Raw genomic sequence first — 19888 nt, 5'->3', positions numbered from 1 at the left:
TAGAAGTACTTCTAATAGAGAGGAAATAGAAAAATGAGCAATAAGAAAAATATTTTTAAGCTAGTCTTGTATGGAAGTATAATTTATATATCAATGATAGGTTCCCCTGGTGCCACAATATTTGTGGATATTTTGGATGAGAAGTTCAAGATTTAATGGGGTGTGCTCATAATCATGAATTTTTGGATTCTTATTATAAAATACATTATTTAAACTATATATTAGAATGAAAAATATGAAATTGGAATTATTAAGAAACAGTAAGGTTGGTACAAAACTAAACATATTAATAACGATATCAAGTATTGCATGTATAGTATTATCCCTAATAGGGTTTTGGGGATTAGAAAGAGGGAAAAGTACTTCCTCTAATATGTATGAGGATAATTTACTACCAATTGAGTGGATTGGGATTGTAGAATCTAATTTTTATCACGTTAATATGAACTTTATGGAAATAATGTTATCAAAAGATGAAAAAAGAATGAACGAATTAATAAGAGAAATGGATGGAATTCGTAAAGAAAATGATCATCTTTTAAAGCAGTTTGAGGCTAAACTTATTTCTACTAAAGAAAAAGAATTATATAACACGTTTCATGAAACATTTAATGAATTAAGGACTCAAATGAAGAAAGCACAAGAATTAGGAAAATCTAATAATGAAGAAGCATATGCATATTACCTAAAAGAGATTGAACCTAATATGCAAAAATCAATAAAATCAATTTGTGAATTGATTTTATATAATAGTAATAATGCAGAGCTTTTACAGAAGGAAAATAATAATAGTGCTCAAAATACAATGATAATGTTTGTTAGTATTTCGATTTTAGTAATTTTGATAATTATATTAATTGGATATATTATTAAATTAACTATCCGAAAACCACTTGCATTACTACAAAATGATATGGAGAAAGTAGCAGCTGGAGATTTAACAACACGTACTCCTTATAAAGCAAATAATGAATTAGGGCATATTGTTCAGTCTTTTAATAGTATGTTAGATAACCTTCAACAATTAATTGAGAATGTTAAGATGACAACACAAGAGGTTATTTTTCCTACGGAGGGCGTAGTACAAGATACAAATCGAGCGTCTAGTATTTCAAATGAGGTTGTACAGACTGTTCTAGAAGTAAAAACAAAAATAGAAGGACAGGTAACTAGTATTCAGGAGAGCCCATCCTCAATGGAAGAAATTACAACCGGGGTGCAAACTGTAGCTGAATCTTCAGCAGTAGTCGCTGAGGTAGCAGTAACGACTACAGAACGAATAAATATCGGTAGTGAAGTAATAAATCACTCTATTCTTCAAATGAATAGTGTGCATGATGTTGTCGAGGAAACATCAAAAGTAATAAATAAACTTGTTACACGTACACAACAGATTGATACAGCTCTCGCTGCAATTACTAATATTGCCGAACAAACGAACCTTCTTGCCTTAAATGCCGCTATTGAAGCGGCACGTGCTGGAGAGAATGGGAAAGGATTTGCAGTGGTTGCCGCAGAAGTTCGAGACTTGGCTGAGCAATCTAAAGAATCTGCAAAAGAAGTTAATCATTTAATAAAATCGATTCAAAAAGATACCCAAGATACAGTTAATGTCATGCAAAAAGGACAACAAAAGGCAGTAGAAGGAAAAGAAGCTGCTTAAGATTACAGGTCAAATTCAAGAAGTATCCGCAGCGACAGAAGAGATGTCTGCTGGTACAGAAGAAGTAAATGCTTCTCTTTCGCTAGTTTCTGAAACTGCTACGGATGTGAAAAAGGAGATTCTTCAAACAGTAAATTCAATTCAATCACAGGCCGTATCAATTGAACAAATATCAATCCAATCCAACAAAATGAAAGAAAAGGTGGAAGAATTAACGGAATTGGTTTCAAAATTTAATATTACAGAACAAAAAGGATGAGTAAATCATAAAAGTTTACGTATGGCTATTAGCCTAAAAATAATTGATTTTTTACGATTAAAAAGATTTTAGTAATTAATTCAATTACAAGTGTAATAACATGTATAAAAAACATGAAGACTTAAGAGTCTTCGTGTTTTTTTATTGAATAATGTCTGAAAAAATATTGATAATTATACGATATTTTGGAACTTATCACAAAATATTCATATATGCAAAATTACATACGTTTAATGATTGATAATCACGAGTTAATGTAACTATAATAATTACACTGATAAGTAACTTATTGACGACAGTTATAAGTGAAGAAGGAGGGTTTTATTGTATTTTGTATATAAAAAATAGAGAAGGAGATATGTAAATGAAAAGGTTACTTGTTATAGGCATAATGTATACAATGTTTTTCCTCATAGGAAATATACACTTACATGCTGATGAACGGACAAATGTAAAAGAAATTACTAGTTTAGAAGAGCCTACTTGGATATTTCAGGCGGGCATAAGTAAGGGGAAATATCACGATCGACAAGATTTAGGGCTTATTTTGCAGAGAAATACACCACTAAAGGTAAGACAAACGAATCCTAATTTTAAAGACAAATTAACATTACGTTTATTGTCTAATGACTCAAAAAATGAAAAATCCATACAAGTAGGAAATGAATGGGTTACCATTCAAGGTGATACGCCTTTAGTTCCTTTCATAGATACTCCGTATGGTGAAGAGCATGCTGTACTTGAGTACCAAGTAGGGAATGAAAGTGCTACTAAGCCTCTTCCCATTTATAAACAACAAGAAAGTGTATCTCAATTTTTTAGTACATGGGATCAATTTGATGGAGAGTATGCGTTAATTCAAGGGAAGAGTTTTCAATTATTTGTACCTAAAAAAGATAAAGAGTTAGTAAGATCTTTAAAAGATTTTCAATCGTTGGATGAGTTAATTGCGTATTATGAAGATATTTTTGCAATGTATGATTCAATTATTGGTTTAGATGGTTCAGCGTTTGAAAATAAAAAAAGTCAAAATCGTTATTTTTTAAAAGCAGATATATCTGGTGCTGGCGGTGCTTATTATGGCACAAATTGGACAGCGAATAGTTCAGATAGTACAAAAATGTGGTTAGATAAACTGAGTTGGGGAACTTTACATGAAATCGCTCATGGATACCAAGCTGGTTTTGATAATCAAGGAATATTTACAGGAGAAGTTTCTAATAATCTATTTGGTGTTCAATATCAATATAGTAAATACGGCAAAAAAGCAGATCAAGTTGGTTGGTTGTTTAATTTCGGGAAAAAGGAACAGGTAGAACGGAATTTATATAATGCTTTAATGAAAGAAAATAAAAATTATGATGATTTAGATTTACGACAAAAACTTATTCTTTTAACGATGGCGAAACAAAAAGCTGGCGATGAAGCTTTTGCAAAAATGTATCAAGGTTATCGAAAACTAGCTAGCAATGCTGCTTTCAAAAAAGATGACCATTCTTTACCAGATTTGATGAATGAGTATTATAGTGAGAATGGAGGAGTTGATTTTACACCTGTATTTGAAAGATGGGGCTTTAAGCTTAATCATAAACAAATAGAGATGAATAGGGCGAAAGGTTTTCCGGCTGTTACTTCTTTAGCTTATATAGTGCCTGAATCACAATTAGCTAAAGCAAGAGCACTAGTTGATTCTGAGATTCTTATAAACTCTAACTTTGAAATAGTTACAAATCAGCAAATTGCTTCACTTGGGCTAAAAGGGAATTTGCATATCCATTTAAATACAAATGAAATAGATACATTGAAAGGAGGAAAAATTAAATTAAAAGAAGGGAATATAGTTATTCAAGAGAAAACAATCGAAACAACAGATATCAATTTACAAGATGTACCAAATGGGGTTTATACAGTTGAGATTTCAGGTGGAAAAACAGATGTTATGTATCATTTCAGTTCGTATTATGCCTATGTAAAAGAAAAAGATAATAGTCTAACTATTGATGTTAACGAAATGAAAGTGGGCAAGTTGGTAAATCAAACGATCCAATTCCTAGGGTTAGGAGATGACCAATTTGCTGAATTAAATACGGATTTAGAGCAAAAGCGAGCTGTTTTTACGGTTACTACTAAAACGCCTCATAGCTATTATGCAGGTGAAAAATATGCATCGATAGAGGTCTTTAATGAAAAAGGTGAAAAAATTTATACGAAGGAAATGGAAGGAACAAATGTAATAATTGTAAAAGATATCATTCCACTAAAAGAGGGATATAGAATTAAAATCTATCATGATGAAATAAAAAAACGATTAACTAGTAAAGCTACTATTATTAATCCTATGAATAAAACGAATGAATTTATAATAACAAAATGGGGATTGAAAAATACTTCTTTGCAAAATAATCCAGAAGAAAATCTTATACAAAGAATTGATGAAGAAATGGAAGCGATTATAGGTAATCAGTTTTTAAAAGAGATACCAATGCAAAAATTAGAAATGAAAAAGAATGTGTGGATGGCAATAAATATGTTATCAGAACCACAAAAAATAACGTATATGAATAAATATAAAGATAGCTTATATAATGAGTAATTTTTGAGAAATGAATTGAATCTAAAAAAGTAGCAAACCAATCTATTAACCTATATATGTAGAGGTATGTAAAAACGATTGGCTATAGTTAAAATTTTTTATCTATGCTTAAAATTCTAAAATACATTTTTAAAATTTGATAATACGATTATAAAGGAGTAAAAATATGAATAATTTCGTAAAGGTAGGTTTAACTACAGGAGTGGTGTTATCGGCGATTATGCCTTATGGAGGAGTACATGCGGAAACAGAAGATTTAAAAGTGGAAACAAAGGAAGATACGTTCCGAACAGGTAATTTAACAGCACCTTCTCAAAATTCGGCAGAAAATGTAGCAAAGGATGCGCTAAAAGGAAAAACAGAACAAGCATTATCATCAAAGCAAGTTAATACTGAATCCAAAGTTAATTATAATGTTACGCAAAGTCGTAAATCTTATGATGGTACTACATTGGTACGTCTTCAACAAACATATGAAGGACGTGATGTATACGGATATCAATTAACAGCACATATTAATGATGATGGTGTACTTACGAGTGTTTCGGGGGATAGCGCCCAAAATCTACAACAACAGGAAGATTTGAAACAACCTATTACTCTATCAGAAGAAGATGCAAAGAAACAGCTCTTTAACATTTATGGGAATAATCTCACATTTGTTGAAGAACCAGAAATTAAACAAGTAGTATATGTAGATGAAAATACAAGTAAAGCTACAAACGCATATCAAATTACTTTTAGTGCATCTACACCTGAATATGTATCGGGTACAGTATTAATTGATGCTTTTGGTGGTAATCTATTAAAAGAACTCGTTCAAAAATTGGGTATACAAGTAGATGGTAGTATTGTCCAATCTGCGACAGCAAATAAATCACAAGATCCTTCAAAATTAACAGGTACAGGAAAAGATGACTTAGGTATTAATCGTACGTTTGGAATTACGCAGCGAAGTGATGGAACGTACATGCTTGCAGATTATTCTCGTGGTAAGGGAATTGAAACATACACTGCTAATTATAAAGATTATAATAATTATAGAAGAAATGTATGGGGTTATCTCGATGATTTAGTAACAAGTAATTCTACAAATTTTACTGATCCTAAAGCAGTTAGTGCCCATTATTTAGCAACGAAAGTATATGATTTTTATCAAGAAAAATATGGGCGTAACAGCTTTGATAATAACGGACAAAAAGTAATTTCTGTCGTTCATGGCTGGAATACAAATGGTACGAATAAAGGAAATCCTAAGCAGTGGTTTAATGCATTTAGTAATGGAGCTATGCTAGTATACGGAGATCCAATTGTTAGAGCATTTGATGTGGCAGGACATGAATTTACACACGCGGTTACAAGAAATGAGTCTGGACTTGAGTACGCAGGAGAAGCTGGTGCAATTAATGAGGCTCTATCTGATATTTTAGGAGTAGCAGTTGAAAAGTATGCCAATAACGGAAAGTTCAATTGGACAATGGGAGAACAATCAGGTCGTATTTTTAGAGATATGAAAAACCCATCATCTATCTCTTCTAGATATCCGGAGGACTATAGACATTATAATAACTTACCTATTGATGCTGACCACGATCATGGTGGTGTACACACGAACTCTAGCATTATTAATAAAGTAGCTTACTTGATTGCTAGTGGTGGAAACCATAATGGAGTAAACGTACATGGCATTGGAGAAGATAAAATGTTTGATATTTTCTATTATGCAAATACGGATGAATTAAATATGACTTCTGACTTTAAAGAATTAAAAGAAGCTTGTATTCGTGTAGCAACGAACTTATATGGTAAAGATTCATTAGAAGTACAAGCTGTCCAACAAGCCTTTAAAGCAGCTTATATTTAATAGTATTGTGATGAATTATAAACTCTTTTATTTTAATATAGTGATTAATTTGTATGTATAGACAAAAACCTTGTAGAATTTTTCTGCAAGGTTTTTTTGAATGTTATGCCGCTATTTGCCGGGCAGTAAGACCCCCGCCTCAAAATTCAGCGAAAGCAAAGAAGTTAGGTGGGAGTTGGGCTGCTTGTAAAAGCCAGATTGGTAAGGGCTAATTAAAGTTTCACTTTATTCGGAGCGACAGAGGATTTAGCGAAACGCAAAATTTACCATGCTTTATACAAACTAATTAGTAATCAACATATACCGCAATCTATTTCAATTATCGGTATTGGTAGAGGGGGAATGTCAGATGTGGAATTTCAAACAAAGGTAGAACAATCCATTGCTACATTTTCTAGAAGATCTACTGATGACGAATCAGGAGTAGAAGGATTTATTAGCACATTTCGTTATTGTCAATTAAATACAGCGAATGTAGAGGACTATCAAGATTTGTTGAGTCTTGTAAAGAGGCGTGAAAAAGAATTAAATATTCCTGAAAACCGTATGTTTTACCTATCTGTTATACCAGAAGTATTTGATGTCATTGCTTTAAATATTAAGGAAAGTGGATTGTGGGCTACAAAAGGATTAAATCGTCTTATTATAGAGAAGCCTTTTGATTATAATGTAACGTCTGCTCGTGAGTTTAACGCGAAATTAATTGAAGATTTTGATGAAACTGATATTTATTATAACGATCATTATCTTTGAAAATGAATGGTAACTAGGAATACACTTAGAAAAGTATTACGAAATAAATCGTATGTAATTCAAGACATTTTCATTGACGATAATAATTTATGTGGTTAATATATTAGACATAAGATTATCTAATTACTAAAAGTAATTAGATATAAAATATTCCGTTAAATTCTATAAATAAGTAAGTTGTGGTAGAAATGCTTTGAATTGCCACTATTAATATTGGGGACAATTAAAAAGCGAAAGGTATAAAAAGAATTGGAATTTGATAACTCTTTGTTTTTATAAAACATGAGCTTCTGTACAATTCATTTTTAAAATATTGACAAGGATTATACAACAAGAGGGGGACTGAAATTGGAATCAATGACCTTTGTTTTATTTGGAGCGACAGGGGACTTAGCGAAACGCAAAATTTACCCCGCACTATATAACTTATATAGAGATCAAAAGCTTCCAAAGCAAATATCCGTTATCGGGCTTGGGAGACGTCAAGTATCTCATGTAGATTTTCAAGAAAGAATAAAAGAATCAATAGAGACGTTTTCCCGTCATAGAGAAGAAGGTACTCCAGAACTGGAAGGTTTTTTAGATAATTTTCGCTATTGTCCATTAGATGTGAGTAAGCCGGAAGACTATGAGAGGTTATTACAAGTCGTTCGTGAAAGGGAAGAAGAATTACATATAAAAGGAAATAGAATGTTTTATCTTTCCGTTGCTCCTGAATTTTTCGAGACCATTGCTTTAAATATTAAGGAAAGCGGACTTGATAAAACGGATGGATGGAAACGTCTGATGATTGAGAAACCATTCGGGCACGACCTTACATCTGCTCGTGAGCTTAACGATAAGCTTAGTCGCACGTTTGAAGAAGACGAGATATACCGTATCGATCATTATTTAGGTAAACCGATGATTCAAAATCTTGAAGCATTAGAATTTGCAAATCCTGTTCTCCAATCAATTTGGAATAAAGAACATATAGCGAATGTACAAATCACAGCGAGTGAAACAGTTGGGGTTGAAGAAAGGGCAGGATATTATGACCAGGCAGGGGCCATTCGAGATATGGTTCAAAATCATATGTTACAAATATTAATGATGACTGCTATGAATCTGCCGGAAAAGGTTAATGCATGTGAAATTCGAGAGGAAAAGCGAAAGGTAATGGAAACGCTTCGTAAAGTGAAAAAAGAAGACGTTCAAAGCCATATCATTCGCGGACAATACGCTGCAGGTGAGATAAAAGGCGGGCAAGTTGTAGCATACAAAGAGGAGCCAGGAGTAAATCCTTCTTCTAACATAGACACATTTGTTGCTGCTCGCCTGTGGATCGATAATCCATTTTGGACTGGCGTTCCCTTCTATATACGAACAGGCAAACGAATGAAAGAAAAGTCTACTCGTATTGTAATTGAATTTAAAAATACGTTAAAACAGCAATATCAAGATAGTAATCCAAATGCAGCACCTAACTTGTTAATAATTGAAATTAGTCCAGGTGAGAACGTTTCATTACAGTTAAACAGTAAAAATCCATTGAAAAATGGAGAAATTGAACCGATGCGTATTAACTTTACTTGTGAGCAAGCGGATGTGGGAGTACCTGAAGCGTATGAAAGACTCATTCATGATGCTGTGAGTGGAGACGCTACATTCTTTGCACATTGGAGAGAAGTTGAATTGTCATGGGAATGGGTACAACCAATTCTTGAAGCGTTCGAGGAAAACTTATTACCGCTTTATGAATATGAGTCTGGTTCATATGGTCCAGAAGCGTCTAATGAACTGTTGCAAGAAAGTGGATTTAAATGGTGGTTAGATCAAGAGACGGAAAAATAAGCACTTTCTTTAATGAAAGCATTTAGGGGGACGATTACTATGACACAAAACATAAATCAATTAGCAGTGAATACACTTCGTACGTTATCGATTGATGCTATTAATGCGGCAAACTCAGGTCATCCAGGTCTTCCGATGGGAGCAGCACCAATGGCTTATGCATTATGGGCGAATCATTTAAATTACAATCCTAATCACCCAGAATGGTTTAACCGTGATCGTTTCGTTTTATCGGCGGGACATGGATCTAGTCTGTTATATAGTCTACTTCATTTAGCTGGATATGATGTTTCAATTGATGACTTGAAAAACTTCAGAAAGTTAAATAGTAAAACACCAGGACATCCTGAGTTTGGTCATACTCCTGGAGTTGAAGCGACTACAGGCCCGTTAGGACAAGGGATTGCTAATGCTGTCGGAATGGCAATGGCAGAAGCTCATTTAGCAGCAAAGTTTAATAAGGGTGGTCACTCTATTATAGATCACAATACGTATGCTTTAGTCGGAGATGGTGACTTAATGGAGGGTGTCGCTTATGAAGCGATGTCAATGGCAGGACATATGAAACTTGGCAAGTTAATTGTACTGTATGATTCAAATGAAATTTCACTTGATGGTGAATTAGGCATTGCTTTCTCTGAAGATATTCAGAAAAGGGTAGAATCTGTACATTGGCAATATGTAAGAGTTGAAGATGGAAACGATGTCGATGCTATTACAAAAGCTATTACATTAGCGAAAGAAAATACGGATCAACCTACTCTTATAGAAATTAGAACCATTATAGGTTATGGAAGTCCAAAAGTTGCTGGAACGAACAAAGCACATGGTAATCCGCTTGGAGTAGAAGAGGCAACAGCGACAAAACAAGTGTATGGTTGGGGTTATAAGGAAGATTTCTTTGTACCTGAAGAAGTAAAGGCTCATTTTAATGCACTAAAACAAAAAGGTATTGAAAAAGACAATGACTGGAATGAGCAGTTCAACTTATACAGAGAAGCGAATCCTACACTGGCAGATGAATTAGAAAAAGCGATTACAGGTGAGGTTTTAATTGAAGCGAAAGACATTCTATCCTTTGATACTGAAAAAACAATTTCTACTCGTGTTGCAAGTGGGGAAGCTATTAATCATTATGTGAAATCGATTCCTTCTATTTTCGGTGGAAGTGCGGATCTTTCTCATTCTACGATGACAGATATAAAAGGTGAAGCAGTATATGCAGTAGAATCGTATGCTGGACGAAATATATATTTCGGTGTACGTGAACATGCAATGGGCGCTGCAGCGAATGGATTGGCGCTTCATGGAGGAGTAAAACCTTTCGTAAGTACATTCTTTGTATTTAATGATTATCTTCGTCCATCGATTCGACTGGCTGCACTGCAAAAGTTACCTGTTACTTACGTATTTACACATGATTCGATTGCTGTAGGAGAAGATGGTCCAACGCATGAACCAATTGAACAATTGGCAGCTCTTCGAGCAATTCCTGGTCTAACAGTTATCCGTCCGTCAGATGCAAATGAAACAGCAAGTGCTTGGGCGTATGCTTTACAGCAAACGGATGGTCCAGTCGTTTTAGTACTGAGCCGTCAAAATTTACCGGTGTTTAATGAAACGAAAGCGAACATAGAGAATCTCTCTAAAGGAGCTTACGTATTAACACAAACGAATGAAAATCCGGATGTAATTTTAATTGCGACAGGTTCTGAAGTATCCTTAGCTGCTAGTGCGAAAGCAAAATTAGAAGAAGATCAAGTTTCTGTTCGCATCGTTGCAATACCGAGCTGGGAGCTATTCGATCACCAATCGAACGAATATAAAGAATCCGTTCTTCCGTCTTCTATAACGAAACGAGTATCTCTTGAAATGGGTGTATCTCTCGGTTGGGAACGTTATGTAGGACAAGAAGGAAAAGTACTATCAATTGAAACATTTGGAGCTTCAGGTACTGGAGCTGAAGTCATGAATCTATTTGGATTTACGACAGAAAATGTTGTTCAAATTACAAAAAATGTGTTGAATTCTTAAGCTATGACTGTGAATACCTTTCTGTACATATTAAAATTTCAGTGCTGAAAGGTATTCCAGATTGTAGTGATATGGATTTTTAATAAAAGATGATTTGAGGAGGAATTATATTATGCAAGTAGGATTAATTGGGTTAGGTAAAATGGGATTAAATTTAGGGAAAAATTTAATGGATCATAAACATGAAGTAGTAGCATTTGATTTAAATACGAGCGCAGTAGAAGAAATGAAAGAGTACGGGGCAACAGGTACATCTAGTTTAAGTGAACTTGTTCAGTCATTACAATCACCAAGAATTCTTTGGGTAATGGTACCACACGCTGTTGTTGATTCTGTTATTGATGAGGTTACACCACTTTTATCAAAAGGAGATATTTTAATTGAAGCTGGTAATTCACATTATAAAGAGTCTATCCGCCGATATGAGCAATTAAAGAAAGATGGCATTCACTTTATGGATGCAGGAACTTCTGGCGGAATGGAAGGCGCTCGTAATGGTGCTTGTTACATGATCGGAGGAGATCAAGAAGCTTGGGACATCGTTGAACCTATCTTCCGCGATACTGCTGTAGAAAATGGATTCTTATATGCTGGAAAAGCTGGTAGTGGTCACTTCTTAAAAATGGTTCATAACGGAATTGAATACGGTATGATGGCTGCTATTGGTGAAGGATTTGAGATTCTAGAGAAAAGTGAATTTGACTACGATTATGAAAAAGTATCAAGAGTATGGAACAACGGTTCAGTGATTCGTTCTTGGTTAATGGAATTAACAGAAAATGCATTTTCTAAAGATGCAAAACTGGATGAGATTAAGGGTGTTATGCATTCTTCTGGTGAAGGAAAATGGACAGTAGAAACAGCATTAGACCTTCAAACAGCAACTCCTGTTATCGCAATGTCTCTATTAATGCGCTACCGCTCATTAGACAATGATACATTTACAGGAAAAGTTGTAGCAGCTCTGCGCAATGAATTTGGTGGACATGCAGTAGAAAAGAAATAAAGTGAAACTTTAATAAGTAGGGGCTTCATTCCACACAAATCGGGCTTTTACGAGATAAGCATATTAAACATGTAACTCATCAACGTTTAAAAACTGGAGGGAATTAATCATGAAATTTTTTATTGATACTGCAAATCTTGAGGATATAAAAAAAGCATATAAACTTGGAGTTTTAGCTGGTGTTACAACGAATCCTTCTTTAGTAGCAAAAGAGGGCATTAAGTTTGAAGACCGTATTGCAGAAATTTGTCAGGCAGTGCCGAAAGTTGAATCTGTTTCGGCAGAAGTAACGCCAGATGCTGTTACAGCTGAAGAGATGATCGCTCAAGCAGAGGAACTGATTAAGATTAACGGCGGCGATGAAAAAGTTACAATAAAACTTCCGATGACGCTAGCAGGATTAGAAGCTTGTCGCTATCTTACTGAAAAAGGTGTGAAAACGAACGTTACACTTATTTTCACCGTGAACCAAGCACTTTTAGCAGCTCGAGCAGGTGCAACGTATGTTTCTCCATTTTTAGGACGTTTAGATGATATTTCTGAAGATGGCGTATTATTAGTTGCTAAAATTGCTGAATTATTCGATGTTCATCAACTAGATACACAAATTATTGCGGCTTCTGTTAGACATCCAGATCACGTAACTCGTGTAGCGATGGCAGGTGCTCACATTGCAACAATTCCTTATAAAGTAATTGAACAACTTGCTATGCACCCATTAACAGACCAAGGTATTGAGAAATTTGCTGCTGATTGGGCGAAAGCGCCTAAATTATAATGTATGAAAGCGAAGGTGCTTTCCGAAAATTGTTTTTCATGAGAGGACAAATCTTAAGTAACTTCATCGTTTAAACTGGATCCTGAGTTTGTAGTCTTACTACGTGAAAACAGCAAGAGAAGAAAGTGTCATTCACTTTTGAAGAAGGAAAATATGCTCGTATGAAGCATGTATAAAATAACATTATAATTATGAAAGAGAAATCCCCTTATCAGAGAGAGTAGTTAACATGTATCTCTGATAAGGGAGATTCTTTTTGTATAAATTATTATTTTGTGAAGATGATTTGTATATCGATATATAAATTCTTACTCATGAAAGAACTATATAGGTGCTCTTAATTGTATAGTAATTTTGAAAGGGTTTACATAAAGGGGTGAAATTGCGTATGAATATGTACCTTTTAATTATTACATTATTATCAATTGTAATTGTTATTTTAGGGGTATCGTGGTGGAGATGGCATGCGTTTATTAGTTTAACGATTGCAAGTTTGTTTTTAGCAATTATGTCTGGAATGCCAATGGATAAAATAGTGAGTGCTTATGAAATGGGAGTCGGAAGTGTTCTCGGGCATTTAGTAGGTATTTTAGTATTGGGTACAATTTTAGGGAAAATGATGGCAGAGTCAGGTGCTGGAATGCAAGTGGCAGAGTTCTTTATTAAATCCTTTGGGATAAAAAACTTACCATGGGCTATGTTAATTGCAGGTTTTATTATTGGAATCCCGGTGTTTTTTGAAGTAGGCATTTTAATATTACTGCCGTTAGTAATTTCAATTCATAAAACAACGAAACAAAATATTTTATTGATAGCATTACCAGCAATTGCTGGGCTATCTGTCGTACACGGTCTTGTTCCTCCGCATCCAGGGGCCATAGTTGCAATTGGTATTTATAAAGCGAATCTTGGAAAGGTACTAATGTATTCACTCATTATTACATTTTTTGCAGCGATTATTGCAGGTCCTATATTCGCTAAGTGGATTCACAAACGTGTAATTCCTGAAAATGAGCCAGAATTGATTCGTGTAAATACAAAATCAACGAAATTACCAGGAATAGGAGTTTCATTTTTAGTTATATTGTTACCTGTTATGTTAATGGTTTTAGCTGCAGCAGCTCCTTATGTGCCTCTTTCTAATACTTTGATGAAGATTGTCACATTAATCGGTAGTCCTATAATTGCACTATTGATTGCATGTTTTGCGGCGTTCTATTTTCTTGGATTTCGTCAAGGTATCGATAAAAAAGCTATTAAGAAGATAACAGAAGATAGCTTATTACCAATCGGTTCAATTGTTGCGATTATTGGTGCCGGCGGGGGATTTAAGCAAATTCTCATCGATAGTGGGGTAGGGAATGCTATTGCTCAAATGTCTGAGCATTTAGCTCTATCTCCAATTGTATTAGCATTTATAGTAGCTGGGTTAATTCGAATTGCGACAGGTTCAGCGACAGTCGCTTTAACAACAGCAGCGGGTATCGTTTCGCCAATCGTTGAAAATACGACAGGTGTGAACTTAGAGTTACTCGTTATTGCAACAGGTGCAGGAGCGTTAATGTTTTCTCACGTAAACGATGCTGGGTTCTGGATGGTAAAAGAATACCTAGGCTTAACAGTGAAAGAAACATTTAAAACATGGACAGTATTAGAAACGTTACTTTCATTTATCGCTTTTGGAGGCGTTTTACTACTCGATATGTTTGTTTAAGATAAAGATGTTTCTATTTAGATAATTGTGGCATACAACGTTATCAATAGATAAAAGGAATGTATTTTTATGGTGGGATACTGTAGCAATTTTTTGTTAGGAGGAAGAGATGGTGAGCTCAAAATATATGATTGGTGTAGATATTGGGACAACTAGTACAAAATCAGTTTTATTTTCTACTGATGGATCTGTTATTGCTAGTCATGGAATTGAATATCCTTTATATTCTCCTACACCTGAAACAGCAGAACAAGACCCAGAAGAAATCTTTCATGCAGTAATAAATACGATTAAAGAAACTGTACGAATAAGTAGTGTACAGCCGAATGATATTCTTTGTGTCTCTTTTAGTTCGGCAATGCATAGTATCATTGCTGTAGATGAAAAGGGAAAGCCGTTAACGAGATGTATCACTTGGGCAGATAATAGAAGTGCAAACTGGGCAGAGAAAATAAAGAATGATATGAATGGTCATGAAATTTACCTTCGTACTGGGACACCAATTCATCCGATGTCACCACTTTCGAAATTAGTTTGGCTACAGAATGAGCAGGCAGAGTTATTCGCAAAAAGTTATAAATTCATTTCTATTAAAGAATATGTTTTTTACAAGTTATATAAAGAGTATGTAGTTGATTATTCTATAGCATCAGCGACAGGAATGTTCAATTTAAAATCTTTAAAGTGGGATGAAGAGGCTTTACATGTAGCAGGAATTACAGATGAAAAGCTTTCAAAGCTTGTTCCAACAACGCACAGTTTAACAGGATTAGATGAAGAGTTTGCCAAAGAGATGAATGTACTTGTTTCTACGCCTTTTGTAGTAGGAGCGAGTGATGGAGTACTATCTAATTTAGGTGTAAATGCAATAGATCCTGGCGTTGTGGCTGTTACAATTGGTACAAGCGGTGCGATACGTGCTGTAACAAATCGTCCTGTAACAGATCCAAAAGGTAGAATTTTTTGTTATGCATTAACTGAAGACCATTGGGTAATCGGTGGACCAGTTAATAACGGCGGTATGATTTTCAGGTGGGCTCGTGACCAATTGGGCACTTCAGAGATTGAACTTGCGAAGCGCTTAGGAAAAGATCCATATGAGGTGCTTACTGAAATAGCAGCAAAAGTGAATCCGGGATCTGACGGTTTATTATTTCACCCGTATTTAGCGGGGGAAAGAGCTCCTTTATGGAATGCAAATGCGCGAGGATCTTTCTTTGGACTCGGATTGCATCATAAGAAAGAACATCTGATACGTGCTGTTTTAGAAGGAGTAATTTATAACTTATATACAGTTCTTCTCGCTTTAAAAGAACTCATTGGCGAACCGAAAAAAATTCAAGCGACAGGCGGTTTTGCAAGGTCGGAACTTTGGAGACAGATGATGGCGGATATTTTCCATCAAGACGTATATGTTCCTGAAAGTTTCGAAAGCTCTTGCTTAGGAGCTGCCATCCTCGGTTTATATAGTTTAGGTGAAGTAGATACGTTACATGTAGTTTCTGAAATGGTAGGTGCAGATTTTCATCATGAGCCAAACATGGAAAGTGTGGAAAAATATAAAGATTTAACGCCAATCTATATCCGTTTGTCCCGTCAATTGGAAGAAGAATATGAAAGTATAGCAGCGTATCAAAAAAAGTGGGTTTAAAAGCTATTTACCAAGAAAATATGGTAACGTATAAAGAGGTACTCCGATTTTTTAGGATACTCTTTCAACATAAAATATTTTAAGAAGTATGATGAATGAAAAATATAGGGAGAGAGGGTTATGAAAATGAAGGATAACAAAGAGTTTATCGGATATGTTGGAACATACACGAAAGAAAATAGTGAAGGAATATATAAGTTTATTTTAGACACGGAAGCAAAAAAAATTGGTAATGTAACACTTGCCGCTAAGTTGGATAACCCTACATATGTAACGATTAACCGAAATAATGAATATCTCTATTCCGTTGTTAAGGAAGGCGAATCTGGCGGTGTAGCTGCTTATTCCATTGATAGTCATACTGGAGAACTAAAAGCGAAAAATAGACAAGTAGTAGAAGGGGCTTCTCCTTGTCATATTAGTGTTGATAGTGGAAATCATACAGTAGTTACAGCAAATTACCATAAAGGAACGATTGAGTCTTTTGAAGTAAATGAAGAAAATGGAACTGTAAATCCTGCTGCATCTATTATGGCACATGAAGGTTCAGGTCCGAATAAAGAAAGACAAGAAAAACCACATGCACATTACGCGGGGTACACTCCTGATGAAAAATATGTGATAGGTGTTGATTTAGGGATAGATAAATTAATTACGTATGAAATAAAAGATAGTACATTAATAGAAGTGAATAGCCTGTCTGTGAATCCGGGAAGTGGACCAAGACACATTGCTTTTCATCCAAATGGAAAATACGCTTATGTAATGACGGAGCTTAGTTCAGAGGTTATTGCGCTAACATATAACTCGGAAGAAGGCTCCTTTACAGAATTACAGTATATTTCTACTCTTCCAGAACAATTTGATGAAAATAGTCAAGGAAGTGCGATTCATATTTCTTCTGACGGCCGTTTTGTATATGCAGGTAATCGTGGTCATAATAGTATCGCTGTTTATAGCGTAGATCAAAATTCAGGTCAGCTTACATTTGTTGAACACACATCTACAGAAGGAAATTGGCCAAGAGACTTTGTATTAGATCCTACTGAAAAGTTCCTTGTTGCTACAAATGAAAAGTCACATAATCTTGTGCTATTTTCAAGAGATGAATCTACAGGAAAGTTAACACTTTTACAATCTGATGTTGCTGTGCCAGAGCCTGTTTGTGTGAAGTTTTTAAATGTTTAAGTTGTGTTCGATATAATTTCATATACTCAGAAAACAATAAAAAGCAAAGCGATATCGCTTTGCTTTTTATTGTTTCTTTTTCGGCCTACGTACTAATTCGCCGCCGCAGTTTGGACAAACGTTTTGTCTTTCTTCTGTACATGGTGCGCAAAATGTACATTCATATACACAAATGTATGCTTTAGAATCTTGTTCGAGCGATTGATCACAAATTTGACAGTTTGTTTTCATTTCTAGTGCCATAATAAGCCTCCTTTTAGTTAGAAAATTTATAATTTAATTATAATTCATTGAATAGAAATAGTCCTTTTCAATTGAAAGGAAATCGAATGATAAAGTTATGAATTGAAACGAAAGATGCCGGTTTATTTTAAAATTGATTATTTATTACAGTTGGAATATTATGAAATAGTCAAAAGACAACAGGGGGTATAGATTTTGACTAATCATAATGATCATTTAAAAGCAAACTGCGAAAAATGCTTCGGTCTATGTTGCGTTGCATTACCGTTCGCAGCATCGGTAGATTTTGCAGTGAATAAAGATGGTGGTAAACCATGTTCCAACTTACAATCAGATTTTAAATGTAGTATACATAAAAATCTTAGAGGAAAAGGTTATAAAGGTTGTACAGTATTTGAGTGTTTCGGTGCTGGGCAGAAGATTTCTCAGGGTACGTTTAAAGGGATTGATTGGAGGAAAGATGCAAAGCATGCAAGAAAAATGTACGATGCTTTTCCGGTTATGCATCAACTTCATGAAATGCTTTGGTATTTGAATGAAGCGATTCTTTTAAAGGCAACACAGCCAATTCATAAAGAGCTGGAGACCGCAATTGAGGAGACAGAGCGACTTTCGAATTTAAATCCAGGTGAGTTAATGAAAATAAATGTTCCAATGCATAGGGCAGAGGTGAACATTCTTCTTTTAGAAACGAGCGAATTAGTATGGAAGGAAATGAATACTGCGCGTAAGAAACGAATCATTCACCGCGGAGCAGACCTTATGGGAGCGAATCTGAAAAAGAAAAATTTACAAGGTGCAAATTTAAGAGGAGCTTACTTAATTGCGGCAAACTTAAATGGAGCAGACTTACGAGGGGCAGATCTCATTGGAGCAGATTTACGAGATGCAGATATTCGCGGAGCAGACTTTACAAATTGTATTTTTCTTACGCAAGTTCAAATTAATGCGGCGAAAGGGGATAAGCATACGAAATTGCCGAAATTGTTGTCCCGTCCATCGCATTGGAGTGCGTAAAGAGTGAGGAGTGTTTAGTGTGGATATATTTCAGTATTTAGAAGAGATGCAAGAGGATGTCTTTTCGTTAGCAGTAGAGCAAATAGAAGCGAAGTATTATGATATATACCGATTTGTATTGGTTTTCACGACCAAGATCCAATTATGCGAACAGGCAGAGACTAAGAATCTCTGCCTGTTTTGTTATTTCTTTTCAAAAGTAGTAATGAAAACGCTACATATAATGAGCATACCACCAATGAAAAAGTTACTATTTAATGTCTCATTTAATAAGAGCCAACCAAGTAATGATCCAACGATAGGTTGGAAGAAGAAAAATAAGGAACCGATGCTTGCATCCATTAAGTCTAATCCTTTATTCCAAAGGAAAAAGGCACCTGCTGTTGAGACGATTCCTAAGTATAATACGCCTAATATGACGTACGTATTTACTGTTCCGATAGAGGATGTTTGTAGTTCCCCTATCATAAAAGGTGTAATAAAAAAGAGTGAAAAGAATATGGCATACGTTGTAATAACTAAGGATGAAAATTGGATTGAAGCGATTTTTACATAAATAGATAGTAAAGCCCACGTAATAGCGGCTCCAACTAAAATGATTGTTCCGATAAAATAGGAGCCAATTTCAATATCCCACCCGATTACGATAATGACACCGATTGTCGCTATGATAGTAGATAAAAGTCTACGAGCGGTTAGTTTTTCTTTCAAAATGAGCGCTGCAAATATAGCCATAAATGCAGGTGTAGCTGATGTTACTAATGAGCCTGTATGAGCGTCGGATAATTTTGTTCCGATAAATTGACATGTGATTGAAATAAAATATCCGATAAATCCAATCCAAGCGAATAGGAGCCAATCTTTTTTGCGAATGGTTACTTTTTTCTTTTGCTTTTTCTCAGCTAGTTTTAAAATGCCATACAAAACAACAAAAGCGATAATAAAGCGTAGCCAAACGAGTGTTAGTGGTGGGATAAAATCGAGTACGTATTTGCTAACAACATACATACCGCCCCATATACTTGCTGCTAGTGATAAGCATATAGCTCCTAAAATTGTTTGTTTCATTTGAAGTACCTCCGTCTATTTTTAGGGTAATATGAGTTCCCTAAGACGAGGCATAGTGTATGTGTTACAAGCCCGCCTTAGTTTATAGACGGCCTACAGGTTGATCGTTTTCGAATGAAGTGTTGTAGTACATGGGTGCATTCCTCCTTCATATTTTATAATGATATTATAACTTAATTTTCAGTTTATTGGGATGTTTCTTTAGGAAATAGTGGCTGTCTAAG

Annotated in this window: 14 protein-coding genes and 1 pseudogene; 13 read left to right on the top strand and 2 right to left on the bottom strand. The window is 34.9% G+C overall.

Going from position 1 to position 19888, the window contains the following annotated elements; translation table 11 throughout:
• Nucleotides 1–226 precede the first annotated feature (226 nt).
• The 12 genes and pseudogenes from F3I02_RS30100 (at nt 227) to F3I02_RS30050 (ending at nt 17336) form a co-directional block, all read left to right on the top strand.
• The gene (locus F3I02_RS30100) at nt 227–1663 is read left to right on the top strand and encodes a methyl-accepting chemotaxis protein (protein WP_374058663.1); all 1437 of its coding nucleotides are present in this window, start codon (nt 227–229) and stop codon (nt 1661–1663) included.
• A gap of 43 nt (nt 1664–1706) precedes the next feature.
• Nucleotides 1707–1922 carry a hypothetical protein gene (locus F3I02_RS35070; RefSeq protein WP_374058662.1) on the top strand — a complete coding sequence of 72 codons (216 nt, stop codon included), beginning with the start codon at nt 1707–1709 and terminating at the stop codon, nt 1920–1922.
• A 364-nt stretch (nt 1923–2286) separates the two neighbouring features.
• Nucleotides 2287–4515 carry a putative mucin/carbohydrate-binding domain-containing protein gene (locus tag F3I02_RS30095; protein WP_074593351.1) on the top strand — a complete coding sequence of 743 codons (2229 nt, stop codon included), beginning with the start codon at nt 2287–2289 and terminating at the stop codon, nt 4513–4515.
• Between the two features lie 166 nt (nt 4516–4681).
• A complete protein-coding gene (locus tag F3I02_RS30090) occupies nt 4682–6379 on the top strand; it encodes a M4 family metallopeptidase (RefSeq protein ID WP_196478695.1) in 1698 nt (565 codons plus the stop codon).
• 237 nt (nt 6380–6616) lie between these two features.
• Nucleotides 6617–7132: pseudogene (locus tag F3I02_RS30085) on the top strand (glucose-6-phosphate dehydrogenase); the annotation flags it as partial.
• A 348-nt stretch (nt 7133–7480) separates the two neighbouring features.
• Nucleotides 7481–8965, top strand: a complete 1485-nt coding sequence (zwf, locus tag F3I02_RS30080; RefSeq protein WP_000445364.1) for a glucose-6-phosphate dehydrogenase — start codon at nt 7481–7483, stop codon at nt 8963–8965.
• Between the two features lie 39 nt (nt 8966–9004).
• Nucleotides 9005–10999: a transketolase gene (gene tkt, locus F3I02_RS30075; RefSeq protein ID WP_196478694.1), complete on the top strand. Its 1995-nt coding sequence runs from the start codon at nt 9005–9007 to the stop codon at nt 10997–10999.
• A gap of 112 nt (nt 11000–11111) precedes the next feature.
• Nucleotides 11112–12005 (top strand): phosphogluconate dehydrogenase (NAD(+)-dependent, decarboxylating), encoded by an 894-nt coding sequence (gnd, locus tag F3I02_RS30070; RefSeq protein WP_001195925.1) that lies wholly within the window; start codon nt 11112–11114, stop codon nt 12003–12005.
• Nucleotides 12006–12114: 109 nt separating this feature from the next.
• Nucleotides 12115–12783, top strand: coding sequence for a fructose-6-phosphate aldolase (fsa, locus tag F3I02_RS30065; RefSeq protein WP_000667676.1), 669 nt, complete (start codon nt 12115–12117; stop codon nt 12781–12783).
• A gap of 388 nt (nt 12784–13171) precedes the next feature.
• Nucleotides 13172–14497: a gluconate permease GntP gene (gntP, locus tag F3I02_RS30060; protein ID WP_001057596.1), complete on the top strand. Its 1326-nt coding sequence runs from the start codon at nt 13172–13174 to the stop codon at nt 14495–14497.
• Nucleotides 14498–14606: 109 nt separating this feature from the next.
• On the top strand, nt 14607–16148 hold the full coding sequence (gene gntK / locus F3I02_RS30055; RefSeq protein WP_196478693.1) for a gluconokinase: 1542 nt from the start codon (nt 14607–14609) through the stop codon (nt 16146–16148).
• 120 nt (nt 16149–16268) lie between these two features.
• Nucleotides 16269–17336: a lactonase family protein gene (locus F3I02_RS30050; protein ID WP_000782215.1), complete on the top strand. Its 1068-nt coding sequence runs from the start codon at nt 16269–16271 to the stop codon at nt 17334–17336.
• Between the two features lie 66 nt (nt 17337–17402).
• Here F3I02_RS30050 and F3I02_RS30045 read toward each other — a convergent pair whose 3' ends face one another.
• A complete protein-coding gene (locus F3I02_RS30045) occupies nt 17403–17579 on the bottom strand; it encodes a DUF1272 domain-containing protein (protein WP_074593356.1) in 177 nt (58 codons plus the stop codon).
• A 195-nt stretch (nt 17580–17774) separates the two neighbouring features.
• Here F3I02_RS30045 and F3I02_RS30040 point away from each other — a divergent pair, with 195 nt between their 5' ends.
• A complete protein-coding gene (locus F3I02_RS30040) occupies nt 17775–18596 on the top strand; it encodes a pentapeptide repeat-containing protein (protein WP_196478692.1) in 822 nt (273 codons plus the stop codon).
• A 183-nt stretch (nt 18597–18779) separates the two neighbouring features.
• Here F3I02_RS30040 and F3I02_RS30035 read toward each other — a convergent pair whose 3' ends face one another.
• Complete coding sequence (locus tag F3I02_RS30035) at nt 18780–19664, bottom strand: DMT family transporter (protein ID WP_000814728.1); 885 nt, start codon at nt 19662–19664, stop codon at nt 18780–18782.
• Between the last annotated feature and the right edge of the window lie 224 nt (nt 19665–19888).

It is taken from the genome of Bacillus sp. SRB3LM, from assembly GCF_015712745.1.
GTDB classification, from domain to species: domain Bacteria; phylum Bacillota; class Bacilli; order Bacillales; family Bacillaceae_G; genus Bacillus_A; species Bacillus_A thuringiensis_K.
This window is presented reverse-complemented; position numbering and strand designations above follow the sequence as displayed.